The organism is Pedobacter psychrodurus (genome assembly GCF_032678585.1).
In the GTDB taxonomy this organism is placed as follows: Bacteria; Bacteroidota; Bacteroidia; order Sphingobacteriales; family Sphingobacteriaceae; genus Pedobacter; species Pedobacter psychrodurus_A.
Window position 1 is genome coordinate 1 of record NZ_JAVTSN010000049.1, and the last position, 22,288, is coordinate 22,288.

At 39.3% G+C, this 22,288-nt stretch carries 15 protein-coding genes; 13 read left to right on the top strand and 2 right to left on the bottom strand.

The features are described 5' to 3' along the window. Positions 1–325: 325 nt before the first annotated feature. The 12 genes from R2S57_RS24860 (at position 326) to R2S57_RS24915 (ending at position 18,146) form a co-directional block, all read left to right on the top strand. Positions 326–823: a phosphoheptose isomerase gene (locus tag R2S57_RS24860; RefSeq protein ID WP_316847620.1), complete on the top strand. Its 498-nt coding sequence runs from the start codon at positions 326–328 to the stop codon at positions 821–823. Between the two features lie 139 nt (positions 824–962). After that, positions 963–1,691 (top strand): acyl-CoA desaturase, encoded by a 729-nt coding sequence (locus tag R2S57_RS24865; protein WP_316847621.1) that lies wholly within the window; start codon positions 963–965, stop codon positions 1,689–1,691. A gap of 507 nt (positions 1,692–2,198) precedes the next feature. Further along, entirely contained in the window at positions 2,199–2,528 is a 330-nt protein-coding gene (locus R2S57_RS24870) for a DUF1475 family protein (RefSeq protein WP_316847622.1), read from the top strand. Positions 2,529–2,569: 41 nt separating this feature from the next. After that, on the top strand, positions 2,570–3,406 hold the full coding sequence (locus tag R2S57_RS24875) for a DUF1295 domain-containing protein (RefSeq protein ID WP_316847623.1): 837 nt from the start codon (positions 2,570–2,572) through the stop codon (positions 3,404–3,406). Between the two features lie 166 nt (positions 3,407–3,572). Next, the gene (locus R2S57_RS24880; protein WP_316847624.1) at positions 3,573–4,604 is read left to right on the top strand and encodes an SAM-dependent methyltransferase; all 1,032 of its coding nucleotides are present in this window, start codon (positions 3,573–3,575) and stop codon (positions 4,602–4,604) included. Between the two features lie 99 nt (positions 4,605–4,703). Continuing rightward, the gene (locus R2S57_RS24885) at positions 4,704–5,948 is read left to right on the top strand and encodes an NAD(P)/FAD-dependent oxidoreductase (protein WP_316847625.1); all 1,245 of its coding nucleotides are present in this window, start codon (positions 4,704–4,706) and stop codon (positions 5,946–5,948) included. 338 nt (positions 5,949–6,286) lie between these two features. Continuing rightward, positions 6,287–7,099, top strand: coding sequence for a DUF1365 domain-containing protein (locus R2S57_RS24890; RefSeq protein WP_316847626.1), 813 nt, complete (start codon positions 6,287–6,289; stop codon positions 7,097–7,099). A gap of 11 nt (positions 7,100–7,110) precedes the next feature. After that, positions 7,111–8,349: a cyclopropane-fatty-acyl-phospholipid synthase family protein gene (locus R2S57_RS24895; protein WP_316847627.1), complete on the top strand. Its 1,239-nt coding sequence runs from the start codon at positions 7,111–7,113 to the stop codon at positions 8,347–8,349. A 268-nt stretch (positions 8,350–8,617) separates the two neighbouring features. Beyond that, positions 8,618–11,077, top strand: coding sequence for a TonB-dependent receptor domain-containing protein (locus R2S57_RS24900; protein WP_316847628.1), 2,460 nt, complete (start codon positions 8,618–8,620; stop codon positions 11,075–11,077). A gap of 320 nt (positions 11,078–11,397) precedes the next feature. Continuing rightward, positions 11,398–14,532 (top strand): SusC/RagA family TonB-linked outer membrane protein, encoded by a 3,135-nt coding sequence (locus R2S57_RS24905; RefSeq protein WP_316847629.1) that lies wholly within the window; start codon positions 11,398–11,400, stop codon positions 14,530–14,532. An 11-nt stretch (positions 14,533–14,543) separates the two neighbouring features. Beyond that, the gene (locus R2S57_RS24910; RefSeq protein WP_316847630.1) at positions 14,544–15,977 is read left to right on the top strand and encodes a SusD/RagB family nutrient-binding outer membrane lipoprotein; all 1,434 of its coding nucleotides are present in this window, start codon (positions 14,544–14,546) and stop codon (positions 15,975–15,977) included. Between the two features lie 84 nt (positions 15,978–16,061). Continuing rightward, a complete protein-coding gene (locus R2S57_RS24915) occupies positions 16,062–18,146 on the top strand; it encodes a S9 family peptidase (protein WP_316847631.1) in 2,085 nt (694 codons plus the stop codon). A 13-nt stretch (positions 18,147–18,159) separates the two neighbouring features. Here the strand turns inward: R2S57_RS24915 and R2S57_RS24920 are convergent, their stop codons facing one another. After that, positions 18,160–19,629 (bottom strand): ABC transporter substrate-binding protein, encoded by a 1,470-nt coding sequence (locus R2S57_RS24920; RefSeq protein ID WP_316847632.1) that lies wholly within the window; start codon positions 19,627–19,629, stop codon positions 18,160–18,162. A gap of 211 nt (positions 19,630–19,840) precedes the next feature. Here R2S57_RS24920 and R2S57_RS24925 point away from each other — a divergent pair, with 211 nt between their 5' ends. Beyond that, on the top strand, positions 19,841–20,293 hold the full coding sequence (locus R2S57_RS24925) for a hypothetical protein (protein ID WP_316847633.1): 453 nt from the start codon (positions 19,841–19,843) through the stop codon (positions 20,291–20,293). Positions 20,294–20,555: 262 nt separating this feature from the next. Here the strand turns inward: R2S57_RS24925 and R2S57_RS24930 are convergent, their stop codons facing one another. Beyond that, positions 20,556–21,893 (bottom strand): sigma-54 dependent transcriptional regulator, encoded by a 1,338-nt coding sequence (locus R2S57_RS24930; protein ID WP_316847634.1) that lies wholly within the window; start codon positions 21,891–21,893, stop codon positions 20,556–20,558. Positions 21,894–22,288: the final 395 nt, after the last annotated feature.

The window sequence follows — 22,288 nt, forward strand, 5'->3', positions numbered from 1 at the left end:
TTTTTTGCTGGTATGGAAAATCTACGACTTTAAATCCTTGCACTGAGTTGATGTGGTAAATTTTTGCATTTATTTTTTGAATGAAAATCAGCCCATGTAAAATACAAATGCTTAGTTTTTGAATCACATAAATGATAATGCTATTGTTCGTTAAATCCATCTGAATGCTGTTTTGTCGGGATTAATCCATCTGGCTTTAAAAAATAAAAGGCCCGAATGGACTTTTTTAATTTATTAGGCTTATTTTTGCGGCAATTATAGAACCACATAGGCGATTTAATAATGCCTATGCACCTGGACAATCATTAGAAAACAAATTTTATCAATGACAAACGACAAAAAAGAAATATTCGAAAGCGTAGCACAACGTTTAAAAATTGAAGGTTTTAATGTAGTAAACCGCGATGAAACCCGTCCTTGGGGTGGTTTCTTTGTAATAGATGAAGCACAGGCACAACAATTTGCCGATACGTATTTTGATGGTTTAAATGTTGAAGACCTTAAAATTGGTGGTAAATTAAGTCCGAAAATTTTAATCGTTGCACCTAATACACGTCTTTCGTGGCAATATCACCACCGTAGAGCTGAAATATGGCAAGTGGTAACCGGTACCGTTGGGATTAAAACCAGCCAAACTGATGAAGAAGGTGAAGTGAAAACATATGGACCAAAAGACCAGATCAAATTGCAACAGGGCGAACGTCATCGTTTAATCGGTTTGGAAGATTGGGGTGTTGTGGCAGAAATCTGGCAACATACTGATGCTTCGAACCCATCAGACGAAAGCGATATCGTACGTGTTCAAGACGATTTCGGTAGATAATAAATAATTAAAAAAATAATCCTGTTCTATTGCATTTGAACAGGATTATTTTTGTCTAAACGCTTAATTTAAAGCAGTTTTCTACAATCTCAGAAACTAAACGCCCTCAAATTCCGTTTATAAAGCATACACATTATACATGATCATCCTTATCTTTTTTCTTTGCCATTGGTTTTTATCCCTGTTTAGCCAAACCTTTTTTCTGCACCGTTACTCATCGCACAAGATGTTTAAAATGGAGTTATTCTGGGAACGGTTTTTCTATCTGGTATTACTGATTTCGCAGGGTTCGTCATTTTTAAACCCAAGGGCATATGCCATTCTGCACAGGATGCACCATGCTTATAGCGACACTGAAAAAGATCCGCACTCGCCACATTTCTTTAAGGACGTTTTCGGGATGATGATTGCGACAAAAAACATGTATATGAATTATCTTCAGTTTAAGATACAACCGGAGCCAGCTTTTCAGGGTAACTACCCCGAATGGCCTGTTGTAGATAAAATCGGTAATTCATGGGCCTGGAGAATTGCATGTGGGTTGTTTTATATTGGTTTTTATGTTGCTTTTGCCAATCACTGGTGGTTGTTTATTTTATTGCCAATCCACTTTTTAATGGGACCTTTACACGGTGCAATTGTAAACTGGTGTGGTCATAAATATGGCTATTCTAACCACGATAACGACGATCATAGTAAAAACTCATTGCCCTGGGATTTTTTACTTATGGGTGAGCTTTTTCAGAACAACCACCATAAAAAACCAAACAGCCCAAATTTTGCAAGCAAATGGTGGGAGTTTGATCCAACCTATCCGGTAATGAAAGTATTACATTGGATGCGGATTATTAAGATCAGGAAAGTATAAGTTTTAAAGACTAAAGTTTTATAGTTTTTCTTTGTCTATTAATGGCCACCCTGAGTCTTGTCAAAGGGTTGCTACATGATTCCATGGTCTGTGTCTCCACAGACCATTTAAGTTAAAACATATCGGTTTCTTGCGCAGCCTTGAGCGCGATTCTTTTTTATTTTTGTTCCCTGCACTTTTATCTTGGCTAAACCTGACAGCAGCGGGCACGCAACCCGATACTTCATCGGGTGAAGTAAAGCGAATGGCAGGACTGTCGCCACCGAAACGAGCAGGAAACTGCTTTCCATATCATTAAAATAGTTGCTTATCTCTTTTCGCCACGGAAACACGGATTGCTTGTCACCCAAAATGTATTAGGTGCTATCTGCAGCGCGCTATGATTTTATGGGAGTTTGTCAGCCTGAGCGTAGTCGAAGGGCAATATTGGTTAAGTGTACTAAAATCTTTTTTACGTACCTTACCGTATATATGGCAAACTGTTTATAAAAACGAAATTTCCATCTCATGATCAACTTCCTTAAAATTATTTTCGCTGCACTGCTGGTTTTTATGTGTTATAAGGTAATTAGCACTTCGTTAGAAAGCAACCTCTTTGATGAATGGGATTTTCTGGGCAGCATTCCGTGGATGCGTGCTACTTTGTGGGATTTTTATGCTAACATCTTCATTATCACGCTGTGGATGTTTTACAAAGAAAAAAGCATTATTCTTAAAATCTCTATTGCAATTTTGTTCGTATGTTTAGGTAGTATAGCAACCTTGGCTTATGTTTTAGTGCATTTATTCAAACTAAAAGATGACGAAGGTGTTAAAGAATTGCTGGTAAAAAGGTAGAAGGCAAAAGGTGTAAGGCTGAAGGTAAAATCTAAAGCGGAATGCTTTTTCTTAAACCTGATGCCCTAAACCCTAAACCTTTTATGGATTACAAACATCTACTTTTCATCGCCCTCATTTCATTAATTGCCTGCTCTTTTATCATGGCCATGGTTTGGCTCTGGGCAAAGAAAATCAAAAACGCTGGTGTGGTTGACGTGTTCTGGGCTTTAAATTTTCCGGTCATTACGCTAATTACTTTTTTTATGTCGGAGGGTTTTGATCCCCGGAAAATTTTAATCTGCGGGATGTTTTTGCTTGCTGAACTGCGATTGGGTGCCCACCTTTGGCAACGCGTTATTGGTCATTTGGATGAAGAGGAAGGACGCTATGAGCAGCTCCGTAAAGAATGGGGTGTTAAAGCCAACCGCAATTTCTTTGTATTTTTCCAGTTTCAGGCCATATCTAACGTGATTTTGGCCATTCCATTTTTTATTATTACGGCAAATCCTTCGCAGTCTATTTCTCTTTTAGAGTTTGCGGGTGCTTTGGTTTGGGCAATTGCCTTTTTTGGCGAAATGATTGCAGATAGACAGTTAGCAGCATTTAAGAAAGATCCAAGCAATAAAGGCAGAGTGTGCGATACCGGTTTGTGGTATTACAGCCGACACCCAAATTATTTCTTTGAATGGTTAACGTGGATGGCCTATTTTATTTTCGCGCTGGCATCGCCATGGGGTAGTTTGGCCATCATCAGTCCGGTAATTATTTTATATTTATTAACTAAAGTTACCGGCGTTCCGAACAACGAAGAGCAGAATTTAAGGAGCAAACCCGTGGCTTATAAAAAATATCAACAAACAACGAGTGCTTTTTTCCCTTGGGGGAAAAAGAAATAGTCGGGAAGTCAGGAAACCGAAAGACCGAGGTTTGGCTGTCAATTAATTTTAAGGGCAATAAAGCTATAAAATCAAAAATAAACAAACTGTCGTTAGGCATTTTGCGTATAGAACAACAACACCGGACCTCCGACTTCGGACTTCCGACCATCAAACTTCAAACTATATGTGGTACGATAAACTTTTAGAAAACGACAAACTTCCGGATACTGCCTTGCGTATCGGCATTAGAAAATTATGTAAACAACGTTTAGATGATGAAACCTTGGGTGATGAAGAATTACAACAGGAAAAATTTATGGACCTGGTTTCGGAGCTTAAACAGTCGCCTATAGCGGTAAATACAGCCGATGCCAATGAGCAGCATTATGAATTGCCTACCGAATTTTTTCAATACTGCTTGGGCAAAAACCTAAAATACAGCAGTGGTTATTGGAAACCCGGCGTTAAGGATATTGATACCTCAGAGGATGATATGTTGGCCTTAACCTGCAAAAGAGCCGATTTACAGAATGGGCAGAATGTTTTGGAACTGGGCTGTGGCTGGGGATCACTTTCGCTTTATATGTCGGCAAAATTCCCGGAAAGTACTTTTACTGTGGTATCGAACTCGGCAACTCAGAAGATTTTTATCGATGAAACCGCAAAACAAAGGGGGATTCAGAACCTAACGGTTTTAACAGCAGATATGAACACTTTTACCATTGCCGATACATTTGACAGGGTGGTTTCGGTAGAGATGTTTGAGCACATGCGCAACTATAAATTTTTGCTCAATAAGGTAGCTTCGTTTATGAAACCAGATGGCAAATTGTTTGTGCACATTTTTACACATAAAACTTTAGCATACAAATTTGAGGTGATTGATGAAACCGATTGGATGAGCAAATACTTTTTTACCGGTGGCATTATGCCTTCTAACCACTTGTTTTTCTATTTCAATGATGATCTTAGAATCGACAAACATTGGGTGGTAAACGGAACCAATTATGGCAAAACATCTGAAGCCTGGTTAAGCAATATGGACAAACATAAAAAGGAGATTATGCCCATTTTGGAAAGTACCTATGGTAAAGATCAGGCCGTAAAATGGTGGGTGTATTGGCGGTTGTTTTACATGTCGTGCGCCGAGCTGTTTAATTACAATAAAGGTAACGAGTGGATGGTGTGTCATTATTTGTTTGAAAAGAACAAATAATGTAAAATGGAAGATGGATAATGAAGGCAGCAAAGTGTCCATTAGCCATTCTCCGTTTTTCAAACCAGATTATCCATCATCCATTTTCAATATTACATTATGAATAAACTTGCCATTATCGGCTCCGGAATAGCTGGCATGGGTTGTGCCCATAAACTGCAACATCAATACGATATTACCCTATTTGAAGAACTCGATTATATTGGTGGCCATACCAATACGATTACGCTTGAAGAAGATGGTAAGCCCATTTACCTGGATAGCGGTTTTATGGTTTTTAACTACGAAACGTATCCGAATTTAACCGAAATGTTTGCAGAAATCGATGCGCCTGTGATTAAAACAGACATGTCTTTCAGTGTCCAGTTTCTTCCTAAAAAGCTCGAATATAGTGGCTCGAGTTTGAATCATCTTTTTGCCCAGCGGAAAAACCTTTTCAATATTTCTTATTTAAAAATGTTGATGCAGATTAACCGTTTTAATAAGCAGAGTATCGAAATTCTGGATAGACCAGAGTATCAGGATTATTCTATTGGCAGGTTTTTTAAAGAATTTGGTTATAGTGATGAGATGCTCTGGCAATACCTCATTCCGATGAGTGCTGCGGTATGGAGCGCACCGATGGAACAGATTCTCGATTTTCCTGCAATTACCCTGATCCGTTTTTTTAAAAATCATGGCTTTTTGGGATTAGATACCCAACATCAATGGTATACTTTGCAAAATGGAAGTCAGGCTTACCGCGAAAAACTGATCGCTCCTTTTCGCGATAGGATTAAAATCAACAATAAAATCGTTTCTGTAAAACGTTTGGAGAATGGCAAAGTTGAAGTAGAAAATCAAAGGGGAGAAAAACTTGAATTCGACAAGGTAATTATGGCCAGCCATGCCGATCAGACTTTCGAAATCGTAAAAGATAAAACCGCCCTCGAAACCGAGTTGCTTTCTAAATTTAAATACCAACTGAACAAAGCTGTAGTACATACCGATGAAAAGCAAATGCCTAAAGCGAAACTGGCCTGGAGCAGTTGGAATTATCGTGTAGAAAAACAGGGCGGAAAGGTGTTGCCAAGTACCATTTATTGGATGAACAGTTTACAGGGTGTTTCTAAGAAGCAGAATTATTTTGTTTCCATTAACCCGACAGACTCCCTAAACCCTGAAAAAATCGTAAAAGAAATCGATTACCATCACCCTTTATTTGATGTTCCGGCTATGCAGGCGCAGGAGCAATTGCACAAACTAAACGAAACAGGCCCTATATATTATTGTGGAAGTTATTTTAAATATGGTTTCCATGAGGATGCGTATAAAAGTGCGGTGGAGTTGTGTAAAGGATTATAGTGTTTTGCGTCATTCCCAACTTGATTGGGAATCGTAATACTTAGCCCTGCTTAAAAACTGCATTAAGATTAGCTTCGCTGAGCACTTCGTGGTTCTCGACTGCGTTGCACCCGATAGCTATCGGATCCGTTCGAAATGACGAATCTATTCTCCTCGGTCTGTGTCCTCACAGATCGAAATTATAAGTTAAATGGCCTGTGGGGCACAGACCATGGAGTAGTAATCAAATTGTAGTTTTAATGCAGAGATTCTTCGCTGTGCTCAGAATGACAATAACTCAGAATGATAGTGAGTAAAGGTAAAAATCAACAATAAAATTTTGTAAATTGTAATAAGAAATGCAGCTCACATCAAACATCTACACCGCAAAGGTGATGCACCATCGCCTGGCACCAAAAAAACATTCCTTTTGGTACAGGGTGTATATGTTCTATATCGATCTGGATGAGTTGGATCTGCTCAGTCAAAAATTGCGTTGGTTCAGTAGGAATAAATTTAACCTGTTTTCTTTCAGAGATGCCGAGCATCTTCAGTTGCCAAAGGAAAATCCCGATCAAAGCAAAAATACCCGTCAGCACGTAGAAGATTATTTAAAGGAAAATGGCGTGGATGGAACCCAGCTTAAAATTAAGCTGCTCACCAACCTTAATGTTTTAGGTTATAATTTTAATCCGGTCTCCTTCTATTATTGTTTCGATCGGCAGGATAATCCGGTTTGTTGCGTGGCCGAAATCAGCAATACGTATCGCGAAATGAAACTTTTTTTCTTTGGAAAAGATGAATTGGATGGTGATACCTTTAAAAAAATTACGACAAAATATTTTTATGTTTCACCATTTATTGATCACGACGATTCATTTGATTTTAAACTTAAAGTGCCAACAGATACACTTGATATTAAAATTGATGATCTGGATAAAAATGGTAAATTGTTTTTTATCAGTACCTTAAAGGGAGAAAAAAAGCCATTAACCAACGCCAATATGTTGCGGTATTTTCTCTCTATACCATTTATTCCGCTGCAGATTATGGGTATGATCCATTGGCAGGCTTTTAAACTCTGGATAAAAAAAATACCTTTTCATCCAAAAGCTGAAAACCCTGGACTGCAACGTAACGTATATAAACCCTATAAACCACAAATCAAATAGATCAAAAGATTATGAATACGCTTACCGCTACCAGAACATCAACAGGTTTTTTCGAAAGAGTAGTGCTTAACGCACTGTCTAAAATGACATTGGGGAAATTAGAACTTTCACTGCCAAGTGGCGAAACTTTAGTTTTTGGAAACGGTGAGCATAAAATTGAAGCACATATTCAGGTTAATCATCCAGATTTTTTTAAATCGATAGCCCTTTATGGCGATATCGGTTTTGGAGAGGGATATACATCAGGTTTATGGGACACTACAAATATTACCAATGTAATTAAATGGGTAATCCTTAACATCGAAAACGCACCTTCCATCACAGGAAGTAAGGTGAAATCTATTGCTTTAAATATTTTTAAATGGGTAAACAAGATTTATCATGTGCGCAGAGCCAATACTTTGGCCGGATCGCAAAAAAATATTTCAGCACATTACGATCTTAATAACGATTTCTTTGCCACTTTTCTGGATAAAACCATGACTTATTCGAGTGGTTATTTTAGCCCTGAAGATTTAAGTTTAGAGGAATCTCAGTATGCTAAATACGACCGGTTGGCAAAACAGCTAAAAATTAAAGCCACCGATCATGTATTGGAAATTGGTAGTGGCTGGGGCGGTAATGCGATATTTCTAGCGAAAAATTACGGCTGTAAAGTTACCTCTGTTACCATTTCAAAAGAACAACAGAAACTTGCCGTAGAACGTGTGAATGCGGAAGGCCTGGCAGATAAAGTTTCCATCATCATTCAGGATTACCGTAAAATTGAAGGTACTTTTGATAAGATTGTTTCCATCGAAATGTTGGAGGCCGTTGGTCACCAATACCTGGAAAAGTATTTCGAAAAATGTCAGGATCTTTTAAAACCTGACGGGATTTTTGCCTTTCAGGTAATTACCTCGCCCGATTGCAGATACGATAAACTAAGAAACGGTGTAGACTGGATTCAGAAACACATCTTTCCGGGCTCGCTTTTGCCTTCGGTAGCGGCCATGAACAGAGCAATAAATGAAACTGGCGATTTAACACTAGTTGATTTAAAGGATATGGGTTTAGATTATGCCCGGACCTTGCATTTATGGTTTATAGAATTTAATAAAAACCTTGATAAGGTTAAAGCTCTTGGATTCGACGAGACTTTTGTCCGCAAATGGAATTATTATTTAAACTATTGCGAAGCTGCATTTGCCATGCGGAACATTAATGTAATGCAGATGGTTTATTCAAGGCCAAATAATATTTCGAGATAGGGAGATAGTCCTAAGTCTGTAGTCTTTAGTCCTGAGTCGGGTTAAAAAGTTGGGAGCTTAGGCGTTTGGCTTCAATTAACCGATTTAAACAATTAAACTTGGACTATCAACCAACTAACTACTGACTAATGACCCAATGAACTTTTCATTCACCGATCAATCTACGTCGTTTGCCGATCAATTGATAGGGGTTAGCGTAAAAAGTATAGCGTATCTTTGTAACAAAATGCAATTTGCGTAGACTAATTACAAAAGACTAACTCTTACCATGAAAAAACTTTTACTATTAACTTTCATCCTTGGAATATTTTTCACCGCGCATGCCCAGTTTCCTGGCGGCTTTGGTGGAGGCCCTAAAAAATCTACTGTTACCGGACGTATCACTGCCACCATACTCGATTCATTAACCAAAAAACCGATTGATTACGCAACTGTATCGTTGGTTACGGCTAAAGACAACAAATCCGTAAACGGTGGTGTAACTGACGAAAAAGGTAAACTAAGCTTGCAAAACGTATCACCGGATTCTTATAAACTGATGATCGGTTTTATGGGTTACAAAACAAAATCTGTTCTGGTGACCACAACGCCATCTAAACCCGATAACAATATCGGGACCATTTATATCTCAGGATCGGAAAATACTTTGGCCGATGTTCAGATTGAAGGAACAAAAGCGGTTATTGAAAATAAAATCGATAGAATGGTTTACAATGCAGAAGCTGATGGTACAAATGCAGGTGGCGATGCTACAGATGTAATGCGAAAAGTACCAATGCTTTCAGTAGATCCTACGGGAAACATTCAACTTCGTGGTGCAGCAGTAAGGGTTTTAATTAATGGTAAACCATCTGGTACGATGGCAAGTAGCGTAGCTGATGCATTAAAGATGATTCCTGCTGAACAAATTAAGAGTGTAGAGGTAATTACAAGCCCATCTGCTAAATACGATGCGGAAGGTTCTGGCGGTATTATTAATATTATCACAAAAAAATCTAGTGCTCAAGGCGTTTCGGGAAGTGTTAGTGCAGCGGCAGGAACGCGTCAAAATAATGGAGCATTTAATCTAACCGCAAAAACTGGTCGTTTGAGTGTAAATACCAGTTTAGGTACAAACTTGGCTTACGCCCAAGATTCAAGAACATCGTTTGTAACCAATACTATAAACAAGGATGGAACTACCGACAACAGAGTACAGGATGGTGTTTCTAAATGGAGTCGCAATGGTTACAATGGAAGTTTAGGTTTAGATTATGACTTTAATGCTTACAATAACATTAGTACAACAGTTAAACTAAATAACTTTTCTAATGGTGGTCCAGGTTCATCTAAATATATTATCAATAATTTGGCAGCAACCAATATTAGCGATATGGATATGACGTTTAATAATATGGATTGGAATGTAGATTACCGTAAAACCAGTAAAAAGGAAGGAGAGGAGTTTTCAATTTCTGCACAGCTTTCAACAGGTCGTACCCCAACAAGTTTTAGTAATACTTACATTCCTGATGGTGCTATAACTGGGCAAACGCTGATTAGTAATAATACAGGTAAGAATAATGAATACACAGCTCAAACCGATTACACTTATCCATTTAGTAAGGCTGTAGTTTTAGAGGTTGGGGCTAAAGGTATTTTCAGAGATATTAAAAGCCAGTTTGATGTTTCTGCACAAGATTTCGAATATAACCAAAATGTTGGAGCAGGTTATGGTGTAATCAGCTTCAATTTAGCCAAGAAAATACAAGTTAAGGGTGGTTTAAGAGCCGAATACACTCAAATAGATTTCAATACCCAAAACAGTGGAATTCAAAAAAATGATTACTTCAATCTGTTTCCCAGTGTAATTGTATCCAGAACCCTAAAAGGTAGTACAACGCTTAAATTGAGCTATAACCGCAGGGTGCAGAGGCCTACTCAATCTTATTTAAACCCATTCAGAAATACAAGTGATTTGTTTAATGTTCAACAGGGAAATCCGCAGTTAAGCCCGGAGTTAAGTGATAATCTAGAGCTTGGATATTCAACATTTATCAAGGGTTCTGTTATCAACGCATCAGTTTTTTACCGCCGTACAGGTGGGGTTATCGAAAGTTCTATTTCTTCATTTAAAGAGTTAAATACGACAACAAATAAATTGGTTGACAAAACCTTAACCTCATATATCAATGTTGGTACAGCAGAAACCTATGGCTTCAATCTTTTCGCATCGTACAACATTAAACCGAAATGGACACTGATGACAAATTTTGCTGGAAATACTTATTCAGTAACTAATACCCAAACCAATATCAATACAGGTACATATTTTAATTTCAACTGGTTTATACGCTCTGCTTATGGTTTTGGCAAAGGCTACAATTTTGAGCTTTTTAATGTGATCACCTCGAAAAGGCGTACCTATCAAGGTTCAACAGATCCATTCTATATCTATGGGGGATCTATCAAGAAAGATATTTTGAAGAAAAAGGGTAGTATTGGTCTTAACGTTCTAAATCCGTTCACGAAAGATTTACATATAAAAACAGTAAACAATGCGATAAATGCAACAAGTACGATTTACCAAAGTGCTAATATTTATTATCCTCTACGTTCATTCGGTGTTAACTTTAGCTATTCTTTCGGTAAGCTTAAGTTTACCGAGAAGAAAAAAATCAAAAATGACGATGTGAAGCAAGATCAACAGCAACAAGGTGGAGGCATGGGCGGTGGCGTTCAGCAATAAAAACTCAGTCTAAATATATAATATTAGTCTTTCCGGTAATTCGGAAAGACTTTTGTGTTTAAGATGGGGTTGCTGTTTGGTTATAGTGTAAAATGTACAATAAGTAAGTTGGTGAGCTACTTGTTTTTGCTTTAGAACTTGATATTCTTGAGTGTTTTGCGTTTTTAATCTTGAATTTTGCGTGTTTTTGCGGTTAGAAGGCTTTTTGTATCAACAATTGTACGAAATTTAGCTTGATTGGTCGTGTTTTGTGCGTGTTCTTGTTTGTAAAAATCTTATATTGCGATAACTAACAAATCCTTAACCTAAATAATTGAGATATGAGAAAAATCTTTACTTCACTTTTTTTTCTGTGTATTTTACTCACTGGCCTTTCAGCGTTGGCCCAGGTAAAAACAATAACAGGGAAAATAACCTCCACTGACGATGGAGGCCCCTTGCCGGGTGCAAGTGTAAAAATTAAGGGTACTACAACAGGTACCTCTACCGATGGGAATGGCAGTTTTACCATTCAGGTACCATCACCCAATGCAGTGCTTATCATTAGCCTTTTAGGATATAAAACACAAGAAATTACGGTGGGTAATAAAATAACCGTTAATGCGGTTCTGGCTTCAGATGCCCAGGAACTTCAGGAGGTAACCATCTCAACAGCTTTAGGAATTACCCGTCAGGCCAAATCACTAGGATATGCCGCACAATCTGTAAAATCCGAAGATCTTAATTATAACCACCAGCCTAACTTGCTTAATGCGTTACAAGGTAAAATTGCTGGTGCCACTATCTCAAGTACCGGTGGCGGGCCAGGTCAGGGCGCTAGTATCCGGATCAGGGGAGTTAACTCTATTGATCCCAATATTTCTGGCGATCCCTTATATGTGATTGATGGGGTGCAGATCGATAACTCAACCTCTACTGTTGGGGCTAATCCCGACGGAAGTGCATTTGGTGCAAGAGGAGTAACCAATAGGGCTTCAGACATTAATCCGGAAGATATCGAAACCATCAATATTTTAAAAGGAGGTGCCGCTACTGCGCTTTATGGATTGAGGGGAGCAAATGGTGTGGTGGTCATTACCACAAAAAGAGGCAAGCAGAATGGCGTTAGTGTTAATTTTAACAGTAGTTATGGCTTTGACCAGGTGTTGAAATCGCCAGATGTGCAGACAGAATATACTCAAGGTGTTTTAGGTGTTTATACCAATCCTCCAGGCGGTATCGGTCCGGCATGGGGACCAACCATTGCGGAAGCGAAGCTGATCGATCCTACACATCCTGATCAACTGTTCAATAACTACGACCGTGCTTTTGGTACTGGCCAGCAGATTAAAAACTCATTGTCAGTTACAGGCGGAAGTGAAGCAATTAAATTTTTCTCTTCGATTTCGCAACTTTACCAAAAAGGAATGATGCCGAATACCGATAACAAAAACTTCTCGGGGCGCTTAAATACGGATTTTATCATTAGTCCAAAATTTAAGGCCTCTGTAAATATGAATTTCACCAACTCGGGCGGATATAGCTATAGTGCAGATCGTTTTGGCGAAAGTTTGGCATATTGGTCGCCACGTTATGATGTAGCAGATTATCAGAACGCAGATGGTTCACAAAAATACTTTGGTACCAATAACCCGATCTGGGGTACGGCAAACAATAGGTTTAAAGGTGATGTTAACCGTTTTATTGGTGGAACAAGCCTAAGTTATGATCCTGCCAAATGGCTTAATTTTTCTTATCGTTTAGGGATCGATACGTATAACGATAACCGTGTGCGTACAGCCCGTGGCCCAATGTATTTTAATGAAGCCATGTATGATAATGCGCAGGGGTTTTATGGTGAGTACAACACCAAATTTAGAACTATCAACAGTACTTTTGTCGCCACCTTAACCTCTAAACTAACAGATGATATTACCGGAACTTTAAGACTCGGACAAGAACTTTACGATCGTAAGTCGAAAGAAATTGGTACTTTAGGCAGTATCCTTGGTGTGTACGATTTCTTTAATTTAGCTAATGCAGGTGTGCTTACGCCAACGCAGACCCTTAAACAAAAAAGACTGATCGGTTATTTTGGAGAAGCGACCTTTGATTACAAAAACTACCTTTTCTTAACCCTAACTGGGAGAAATGACATCACTTCAACGCTGCCGAAGGCAAGCAGGTCGTTTTTCTATCCTTCAGCAAGTTTAAGTTATGTGTTCTCTGATCAGTTTAAATTGCCTGCCGTGATCAGTCAGGCCAAGTTGCGTTTATCCTATGCCAGGATCGGAAAAGACGCCTCAGAATATTCTACATTTACTGGATATTCGCCTTATACCTCATTACCAACAGGAACAGGCGGTTTAACCATTGCCCCAAACCTGGGTAATCCCGATCTTCGTCCCGAGTTTACCAATACCTATGAAGCTGGTTTAGAGATGTCGTTCTTTAAAAACCGTTTAGGCTTCGATTTTACCTACTATTACTCATTAAGCAAGGATCAGATCATCCAAACACAGATCTCTTCGGCGGTAGGTTATGTAACCAAATCGATCAATGCCGGCGACATCCGCAACAGGGGTGTAGAATTGGTGCTGAATGGTAAACCCATTGTGTCAAAAGATTTTAAATGGGATGTAAATGTGAACCTTTCTGCCAATAGAAATATGGTACTGAGTATGCCTAACGGAATATCTGAAATTGTATATGGTGCGGCAAGAGGTTATGGCAATGCAGGTGTAACCATGAAACTGATTCAGGGACAACCTTATGGCAATATTTATGGCAGTTATTTTAACCGTTATTATGGAACTACGCCAGAAGATCCAATCGTTCTTGATAAAAATCTGCCCTTGCTCATTGGTGCAAACGGATTCCCAAGCATTTCTGGCGGAAAACAAAAATTATTGGGTAACTCTCAGCCTAACTATATCATTGGAATGGGCAATACTTTCAGGTACAAAAACTTCAGCTTAAACGTATTGTTTGATGCCCGTTTAGGTTTTGAAAAATACAATTGGTTAGAAGATTTTTATTCGGCTTTCGGATTACCTGATTATACCGTTGATAGAAGAACAGTGAAAGTATTTGATGGTGTATTGGCCAATGGACAACCGAACACTAAGCCCGTTTATATGGGGCAAAAATTAGGTCCGGATGGTGTTGATTACGGTGAAGGATATTACCGCATCTATTACCGTAACGTTTCTGAGCCTTTTGTAAGTGATGCTTCATGGGTACGTTTACGTTCGGCAAGTTTAACGTATAATCTTCCGGAAAACTGGTTGCCAGCAAAATCGATCAAAAATGCTTCACTGTCTGTTACCGGAAATAATTTATGGTTGTGGACGAAATATTATGGTGTGGATCCGGAATCGAGTTCTTACGATTCGGGTAGCAATAATGATGGCTCAGCCGGATTTACCTATCCATCTGCCCGCACTATTATGTTCACCCTTAATGTTGGTTTTTAAAAAGAATTACGATGCAAAAAAATATAAAAATTACATTGTGCGCAGCTTTAATTGCAATACTAGGTTTGCAAAGTTGTAAAGACGATTATTTTGATAAGTTATCTGATAATCCGAATCAGGTGCCTGTACCCACCCTCAGTACCCTGTTGGCTACATCAACCTATAAGATTGGAAATAATAATTACCTGATTGGAAGTATAGTTGCCCCATATGTGCAATATACCGCCAACCCAGCAGCAAATGGTGCTGGTGATACCTATCAGGCCATTGATTTTACCGCTACCTGGGATGCCCTTTATTTTGCGATGGCTGACGCTAACGAAATGAAAAAACTGGCCGTAGCGCAAGGTTCGAGCGAATACAAAGGCGTTGCCGATGTCATTATTGCGTATAACCTGAGTTTGGTGAATGATTTATGGGGAGATGCTCCATTTTCGCAAGCCTTTAACATTAATAACCTAAATCCTAAATATGATAAACAGCAGGAAGTTTACACACAAGCCATCGCACTTTTAGATGAAGCCATTGTTGAACTTGCTAAAACCAATGCTACAGTTAAATTGGCGGCAACCAGCGATTTGATTTATGGAAAATCGACCACCGAAAGGGCAAACTGGTTAAAAATGGCCTATGCTTTAAAAGCCAGGTTATTGATCAAGGTAAGTAAAACCAGTGGGTATAACCCTACTGCCGTAATCACAGCATTGAGCAATTCTTTTACCGGAAATGGAGATGATGCAGGCATGGCTACCTTTAAAGAGCGAAATCCATGGGCGAATGTGGCTTTGTCTAACTCGCAGCAATCGTTAGGTGGATGGCTTTCTGAGCAGTTGATCGATGCTTTGAACGGCACAACTTTTTCTGGCGTTGTAGATCCGCGTTTAGAAAAAATTACCGACAAAACCGTGAATAATACTTATATCGGAACCGTAAATGGTGCTGGTAACCGGGCGCCTGGAGCAAACACAACCAAAGATGAGTGTTATATCTCAAGTAATTCTCCATGGACCAGCAATACTGCTCCTCTACTGATTGTTACTTTTGCTGAGCTGAAGTTTATTGAAGCTGAAGCTTATTTCGATACCGATAAAACCAAAGCCTATGCGGCTTATTTGGCTGGCATTAGTGCCAATATGGACAAATTAACGGTTTCAACTACTGCAAGAGATGCTTATCTGGCCAACCCTGTAGTTAATGTTGGTGCTGCGGCATTGACAAAAGACCTGGTTTTTAAAGAAAAGTATATCGCAACCTACTTAAATCCTGAAGCCTGGAATGATGCCCGCCGTTTCGATTATATGTACAAAGATTTCACCCTGCCAGTTAACAAGGCGCTTCCGGATTTTATCCGCCGCTTAGATTATCCACAGGGCGAGAGAAGTAAAAATGGAGCAAATGTTCCGGCAGATGTGTTAAGAACAACCAAATTGTGGTGGGATCAGTAACAATCTTATAAAAAATAGTTTTCCAAGCCCTAATCATCTCATGGTTAGGGCTTTTTTTTATAATTTATCTCAAAATCCGAAGGAATGAAAAAACCACTATTTATCCTCATTATTTTACTTTCTACCGCCAATATATTCGCACAGTCTTTTAGTTTAAAATCGGTTTTGTCGTATCCCTTTCCAACCCAACTGGTGGCCTCACCTGTTGGTGCTAAAATTGCCTGGGCGGCAAATGAACAAGGGAAAAGAAACATTTATACCGCGCAAGCCCCAGATTATAAAGCCGTAAAAATTACAGATTATATTGAGGATGATGGGCAAGAGCTAAGCAGCCTGTCTATTTCTCCCGATGGTAAATGGATTGCATTTGTGCGAGGTGGAGATCATGGTGGGCGCGATGGCGGTCCGGTTAATGCAAACTCTTCTCCAATTGCGCCAAAAGTTGAGGTGTACAGCATTCCTTTTGAAGGTGGAAAAGTGGTTCAGATCGGTGAAGGTGATAATCCGGTAATTTCGCCCAATAGCAGCCAGGTGCTTTTTGCTAAGGCCGGCCAGGTGATGATCGCCTCACTGGATGGTACATCAGCTGCGAAAAGCTTATTTTATGCCAAAGGGATTAACGGCGCTTATAAATGGTCGCCAGACGGAAAGAAAATTGCTTTTATTTCCAATCGTACAGATCATGCTTTTTTAGGGATTTATACCAATCAGCAAACACCCATCAAATGGTTATTGCCTTCTTTTTCTAAAGATGGTACACCTGTATGGTCGCCCGATGGAAATGATATCGCATTTATCAGGACGCCAGGAACGGGTGGTGAAACAGATTCCATTTTGACAAAAAAGCATCAGCCCTGGGCCATCTGGGCGGTTAACGTCAATACCGGTGCAGGAAAACAGATCTGGAAAGCTCCCGAAACACTGAGGGGTTCTTTTCCTTCGGTTGATGGTGGGGCAAATCTGTTATGGGGGGATGGCAAAATTATTTTTACCTCTTATGAAGACGGATGGCCACATCTGTACTCCATAAATGCAGATGGCTCGAAACGTTTGTTGCTTACACCTGGAAATTTTTCCGTAGAAAACGTTAAGCTGAGCAGTGATAAAAAAATATTGGTTTTTGCAGCCAATACTGGTAATGATGAAGATGATCTGGACAGAAGGCATATTTATAAAGTTTCGGTTGATCAGGCAAATATGCAGGTTTTAAGCGCTGGAAAAGGAATAGAGGCTTATCCGGTAATTGCTGGCGACAACCAAAGCTTTTTCTGTTTGAGTGCTACTGCCGAAAGACCGCTCTTGCCAGCGATCATCGGTGGTAAAAAAACAGTAAACCTGATTAGCGAATCGCTTATTCCTCAGGATTTTCCAATCAAGGATATGGTTGTGCCTAAACATGTCAGTTTTAAAGCTCCCGATGGAAAAATGGTTTATGCCCAATTGTTCTCTCCCAGAAAAGTCATTAAAAAACGTCCTGCAATTGTTTATGTGCATGGTGGGCCACAAAGGCAGATGTTTTTAGGCTGGAACCCGATGGACTATTATTCTATCGATTATGCTTTAAATCAATATCTGGTGAACCTGGGTTTTACTGTTTTATCCGTAAATTACCGCTTAGGGATTGGTTATGGTTACGAGTTTCATAAGCCGGTTAATGCAGGTGCCCAAGGTGCGTCTGAATATCAGGATATCAAGGCCGCTGGCGAATGGCTTGCCAAACAAGAAAATATTAACAAAGAAAAAATAGGGATTTATGGCGGCTCTTATGGCGGATATTTAACTGCACTGGCGCTTGGCAAAGATTCTAAACTATTTGCTGCAGGGGTTGATATTCATGGGGTAAACAACAGGTTCACTAATTTAGATGCCGAAGGCAAGAAGCCCGCTCCAGATGCCCAACTCGCGGCAAAGATAGCGGATGAATCGTCACCTGTGAATTATGTTGGCACATGGACTTCTCCAACGCTGATTATCCATGCTGATGATGACCGGAATGTTGCCTTTAGCCAGAGTGTTGATCTGGCCAAACGTTTTGAAGATAAGAAGTTTGATTTTGAGTTTTTGGCGATCCCGGATGATACCCACCATTGGATGAAGTTTTCAAATGGTTTAAAGGTGAGCGAAGCAACGGCTGATTTTCTTAAAAGGAAACTGATGGATAAAAAATAAACTCAAAGATGGATTACTTCTTTTTAATCCGTTTTAAAGTCATTAAACTTAATGGATTAAAGGAGTAACCAGAAATATTATTCTGCAGCATCACAACTGATTGATCGTAGAATAATGGGACAACAGGAGCGTAATCCATCACCATCTGATCCATTTTACGGTACAATTCAAACCGTTTCTCCTTATCGGTTTCGTAATAGCTTTTCTCAAAAAGCTGATCGAAGTCCTTATTGTAAAATGCGGTATAATTTGGTCCGTATGGCACTTTATTTTTGGAGTAAAACATTGATAGGAAATTTTCTCCGTCACCATAATCTGCCAGCCACGAACCACGGAAGAAGTTGACATTGTTTTTCGACATTAAATCCCTTAAACTGGCACTCGGACTTACATCAATTTTGGTTTTAATGCCAATTGCAGTAAGCTCCCCCTGTATAAACTCAATCAGATCCTTATAGGTAGTGGTGGTGTTTAGCGTTACTTCTGCCATGCCCTTGCCTTCAGGGAAACCAGCTTCCTCCAAAAGTTTAGCGGCCAGTTTCGGATTATAAGCATATCCACGAACAGCCAGGCTATCAAAGCCAGGCATTCCCTTCGGGATGAAACCAGATGTAGCGGCAACGCCAATCCCGTTTCTTAAATATTTGATCAGGCGATCACGATCGATGGCGTAGTTTATCGCTTGTCGGATTTTTTTTAACCGTAAAGGCGAATTTTTAACAATCGAAAGGTTTGTGTCGACCAATATTCCAACGTATTCTGTGCATAGATATGGGCTTTTGGTTAACGTAAATTTCCCTTTGTATTTTGAGGTCATCTTTCCGCTTTTGGTAAGGATGTCGTCACGGTAACTGCCATCTACATTGTAATAGAAGTCCAGGTCTTTTTTTAGGAAACTCATAAACCCACTTTGTTTATCGGTAATGAAGCTGGCTTTTACGGCATCGAGATAGGGTAGGGCTAGCCCTTTAGCGTCTTTTTCAAAATAATGTTCATTTTTTAGCAGAACCAGGATCTCGCCTTCTTTCCAATATTTAAATTTGAATGGACCTGTACCTATGGGGTGACTTCTGAAATCCTTTCCATATTGGTCTACTACTTCCTTAGGTACCACAGAACAATATTGGGTGGTGAGCAAACTCATGAAAGGAGGGAAAGGACGCACCAGTTTGATCTGGAAGGTAGAATCATTGAGCGCAATAAAATTATGTTCATCTTTTACCTTGTCGCTAAAAATCCATCCTCCTGAAGAGGCTACTTTTGGGTCGATCAAACGATAAAAACTATATACAAAATCGCGGGCAACAACTTTTCTTCCCTTTCCATTTATAAAAATCGGGTCGTCGTGAAAGTAAACATCATTTCGCAGATTAAAAGTGTAGATGAGCGCATCCTCAGAAACCTGCCAGCTTTTGGCAATACAGGGAACGGTTTGTAACGAAGAATCGATCTGTACCAGACCATTAAAAATTTGGTTGGTCATCCAGATGGCATTTTGGTTGCGTGCAAAAGCAGGGTCAATTGAAGTTAAGCCCTGATCGAGATTGATATTGAAGACTTTTTTGTCCTGATGACCAGCATTTTCCTTGCATGAAAAAAATAATGTGACACAAAAAATCCAAAATATATACTTAAATGAGCCTCGCATGCGATCAGGAATGTTATTTTTGCACAAATTAATAAATTTAATGCAGATGTCTTTTTTAAACGATTTATTTATTGGCCTTGATGCTGCTAAACAAGAAGAATTACAGGAACGTTTAGATCTAGTAGAGCACAAGATTAAATTTATGGATAAAATGCCTGTAGCTTGCCTGGATACAGGGAATAACCCGGTATATCTTTTATCAGAAGAAATTTCGGTAGCTGGCGGAATGGTAGAAACTGATATTCTGAGCGCTGTTTTTATCATTTATTACCAACCGGGCAAAACCCTGACTGATTTAATGAGAGAGGTTCCTGCGGTACTAGATACCGATTGGCAGGCCGTACAAAACAACCGCATTATTTTATTGAATGATGATGTGAACCGCGAAAAAACTGCCGAAAACGCAGTTGCACTTGTAGAAGATATTGCCGAAATGTTGCACCCTGGTTCTTTCATTTTTGGCCATGAGGGCGATAAGTGGATTAGGTTTGGCGCTTAAGGAGATTTGAGGCCTGAGATTTTAGATATGAGACCTGAGACGGATGCAAAGATGAAAATCCTGCTTTCTCATTAGAAATAGTTCCAGCTAAATTTTAACCTGCTGGGTTGGTTTGCAAGGTTTAAAGCTTCCAACTTTCCAACAAAAAAGCTTTTCTGTCAGATGGTAACATCTGACAGCACGAGAAAGATTATACGTCCAAAACTTTTCAATATTTAAACCTAAAACCTTTTAACCCTCTACCTTCCAGACTGTAGCCCTTCTATATCTCCTTAATCTGATACTCCTCTATTTTACGATAAAGGGTAGTTAAGCCGATACCCAGGAGCCTCGAAGTTTCTGTTTTATTGCCTTTGGTGTGAATGAGCACTTTTTGGATATGCTGTTTTTCAATCTGTTGCAGGTTATAATCATTTTCTATCGGCGCAAATTCGAAAAATTCAGGAGGGAGGGCAGTTGCACTCAAGGTGTCACCATCAGATAAAATAACCAAACGTTCAATTACATTTTTAAGCTCACGGATATTTCCTTTCCAGCTATGATCGGCTAATATCGACAGAATTTTATCATCCATTTTTGGTGTAGAACGGTTTACCTTATCTGCAAATTCCTTTAGGTAGTGTTTTGCCAATGCAGGAATGTCGGCTTTTCGTTCACGGAGTGGCGGTAGGATGATGTTAAAAACCGAAAGGCGGTAGTAAAGATCTGACCGGAATTTCCCAGAGGCTGCATCAGCTTTTAAATCTTTATTGGTAGCTGCTAAAATCCTGACATTTACCTGTTGGGTTAAAGTATCACCCACCTTTATAAAGGTCTGACTTTCCAATACGCGTAAGAGTTTTGCCTGTAAATCAAGATTCATCTCACCAATTTCGTCCAACAGCAAAGTGCCTCCGTTGGCTTCTTCTAACAAGCCTTTTTTATCTTTATTCGCTCCGGTAAAAGCCCCAGCCTTATACCCGAACAGTTCGCTTTCCAGCAAGTCGGGGCTAAAGCCGCTGCAGTTTAAAGCCACAAAGGGTTTTGCTCCTCTCGGACTTTCGTAATGGATAGACTGTGCGAAAACTTCTTTTCCGGTTCCGGTTTCACCCAATAATAAAACGGTCGTATCGGTTGCGCTTACTTTTTTGGCCAGATCAATTGCTTCTTTTAATGCTTTTGATTGACCGATAATGGTTTCGAAGCTATGTTTCTTAGCGATTTTATTTTCCAGATCAGAAACCCTGCGCTGCAAATTTGATTTATCCATCGCCTTGTATAAAAGCGGGATAATTTTGTCGTTATCATCACCTTTTACCAGATAATCGAATGCACCGTTTTTAATGGCCAAAACGCCATCTGCAATGGTTCCGTAAGCAGTAAGGTTGATGATTTCTATATAAGGTTTTATGGCTTTAATATCCTTAACCAGCGCAACACCGTTAACGTCGGGTAGCTTAACATCGCTGATTACAATACTTACATCATTACTCTTAAGCAATTTAATCCCATCTTTTCCGGTATTGGCCTGTAGGGTTTTAAAACCCTCAAGTTCTATAATTCTGGAAAGTAAACTGCAAATTTTCTTTTCATCATCAATGATGAGCACCATGCCATTCATAGGTAAAATTTAATGCTGCAATATTAAGTATAAAAATATCGAAAGATGGTGAGGTAGATAAAATATGAATGAAAACGTTTTTTTTTGGTTAACTGGTTAATTTTTTAATCGGTTAACCGGTTTGAGTGTCGAACCTTTCCTCGTTCTGTATCCCCATAGAATGAAAAAATATTATCTGGTATGATACAAATGAGTGGTCTGTGGGAACACAGACCAGTGGTAGGATTTTTCGTAAGAACTGTGTGAGGTCTTCGGCTACGCTCAGCCTGAGAAATGGCGTGGCTATCTTTTGTCTTCAAGCTTTAGACTAAAGACTATTGACTCCGGACTTAAGACTAAACTAAATTGTACCTTTTTCGTTTCCGAGGCGTTAATTAAAAGCTTTTTAAGCATAT

Excerpts from the sequence above, each read along its gene's own strand:
- R2S57_RS24905 (WP_316847629.1), top strand. The coding sequence starts at position 11,398 with ATGAGAAAAATCTTTACTTCACTTTTTTTTCTGTGTATTTTACTCACT.
- R2S57_RS24860 (WP_316847620.1), top strand. The coding sequence starts at position 326 with ATGACAAACGACAAAAAAGAAATATTCGAAAGCGTAGCACAACGTTTA.
- R2S57_RS24880 (WP_316847624.1), top strand. The coding sequence starts at position 3,573 with ATGTGGTACGATAAACTTTTAGAAAACGACAAACTTCCGGATACTGCC.
- R2S57_RS24865 (WP_316847621.1), top strand. The coding sequence starts at position 963 with ATGATCATCCTTATCTTTTTTCTTTGCCATTGGTTTTTATCCCTGTTT.
- R2S57_RS24870 (WP_316847622.1), top strand. The coding sequence starts at position 2,199 with ATGATCAACTTCCTTAAAATTATTTTCGCTGCACTGCTGGTTTTTATG.
- R2S57_RS24890 (WP_316847626.1), top strand. The coding sequence starts at position 6,287 with ATGCAGCTCACATCAAACATCTACACCGCAAAGGTGATGCACCATCGC.
- R2S57_RS24910 (WP_316847630.1), top strand. The coding sequence starts at position 14,544 with ATGCAAAAAAATATAAAAATTACATTGTGCGCAGCTTTAATTGCAATA.
- R2S57_RS24925 (WP_316847633.1), top strand. The coding sequence starts at position 19,841 with ATGTCTTTTTTAAACGATTTATTTATTGGCCTTGATGCTGCTAAACAA.
- R2S57_RS24900 (WP_316847628.1), top strand. The coding sequence starts at position 8,618 with ATGAAAAAACTTTTACTATTAACTTTCATCCTTGGAATATTTTTCACC.
- R2S57_RS24915 (WP_316847631.1), top strand. The coding sequence starts at position 16,062 with ATGAAAAAACCACTATTTATCCTCATTATTTTACTTTCTACCGCCAAT.
- R2S57_RS24875 (WP_316847623.1), top strand. The coding sequence starts at position 2,570 with ATGCTTTTTCTTAAACCTGATGCCCTAAACCCTAAACCTTTTATGGAT.
- R2S57_RS24920 (WP_316847632.1), bottom strand. The coding sequence starts at position 19,629 with ATGACCAACCAAATTTTTAATGGTCTGGTACAGATCGATTCTTCGTTA.
- R2S57_RS24930 (WP_316847634.1), bottom strand. The coding sequence starts at position 21,893 with ATGAATGGCATGGTGCTCATCATTGATGATGAAAAGAAAATTTGCAGT.
- R2S57_RS24895 (WP_316847627.1), top strand. The coding sequence starts at position 7,111 with ATGAATACGCTTACCGCTACCAGAACATCAACAGGTTTTTTCGAAAGA.
- R2S57_RS24885 (WP_316847625.1), top strand. The coding sequence starts at position 4,704 with ATGAATAAACTTGCCATTATCGGCTCCGGAATAGCTGGCATGGGTTGT.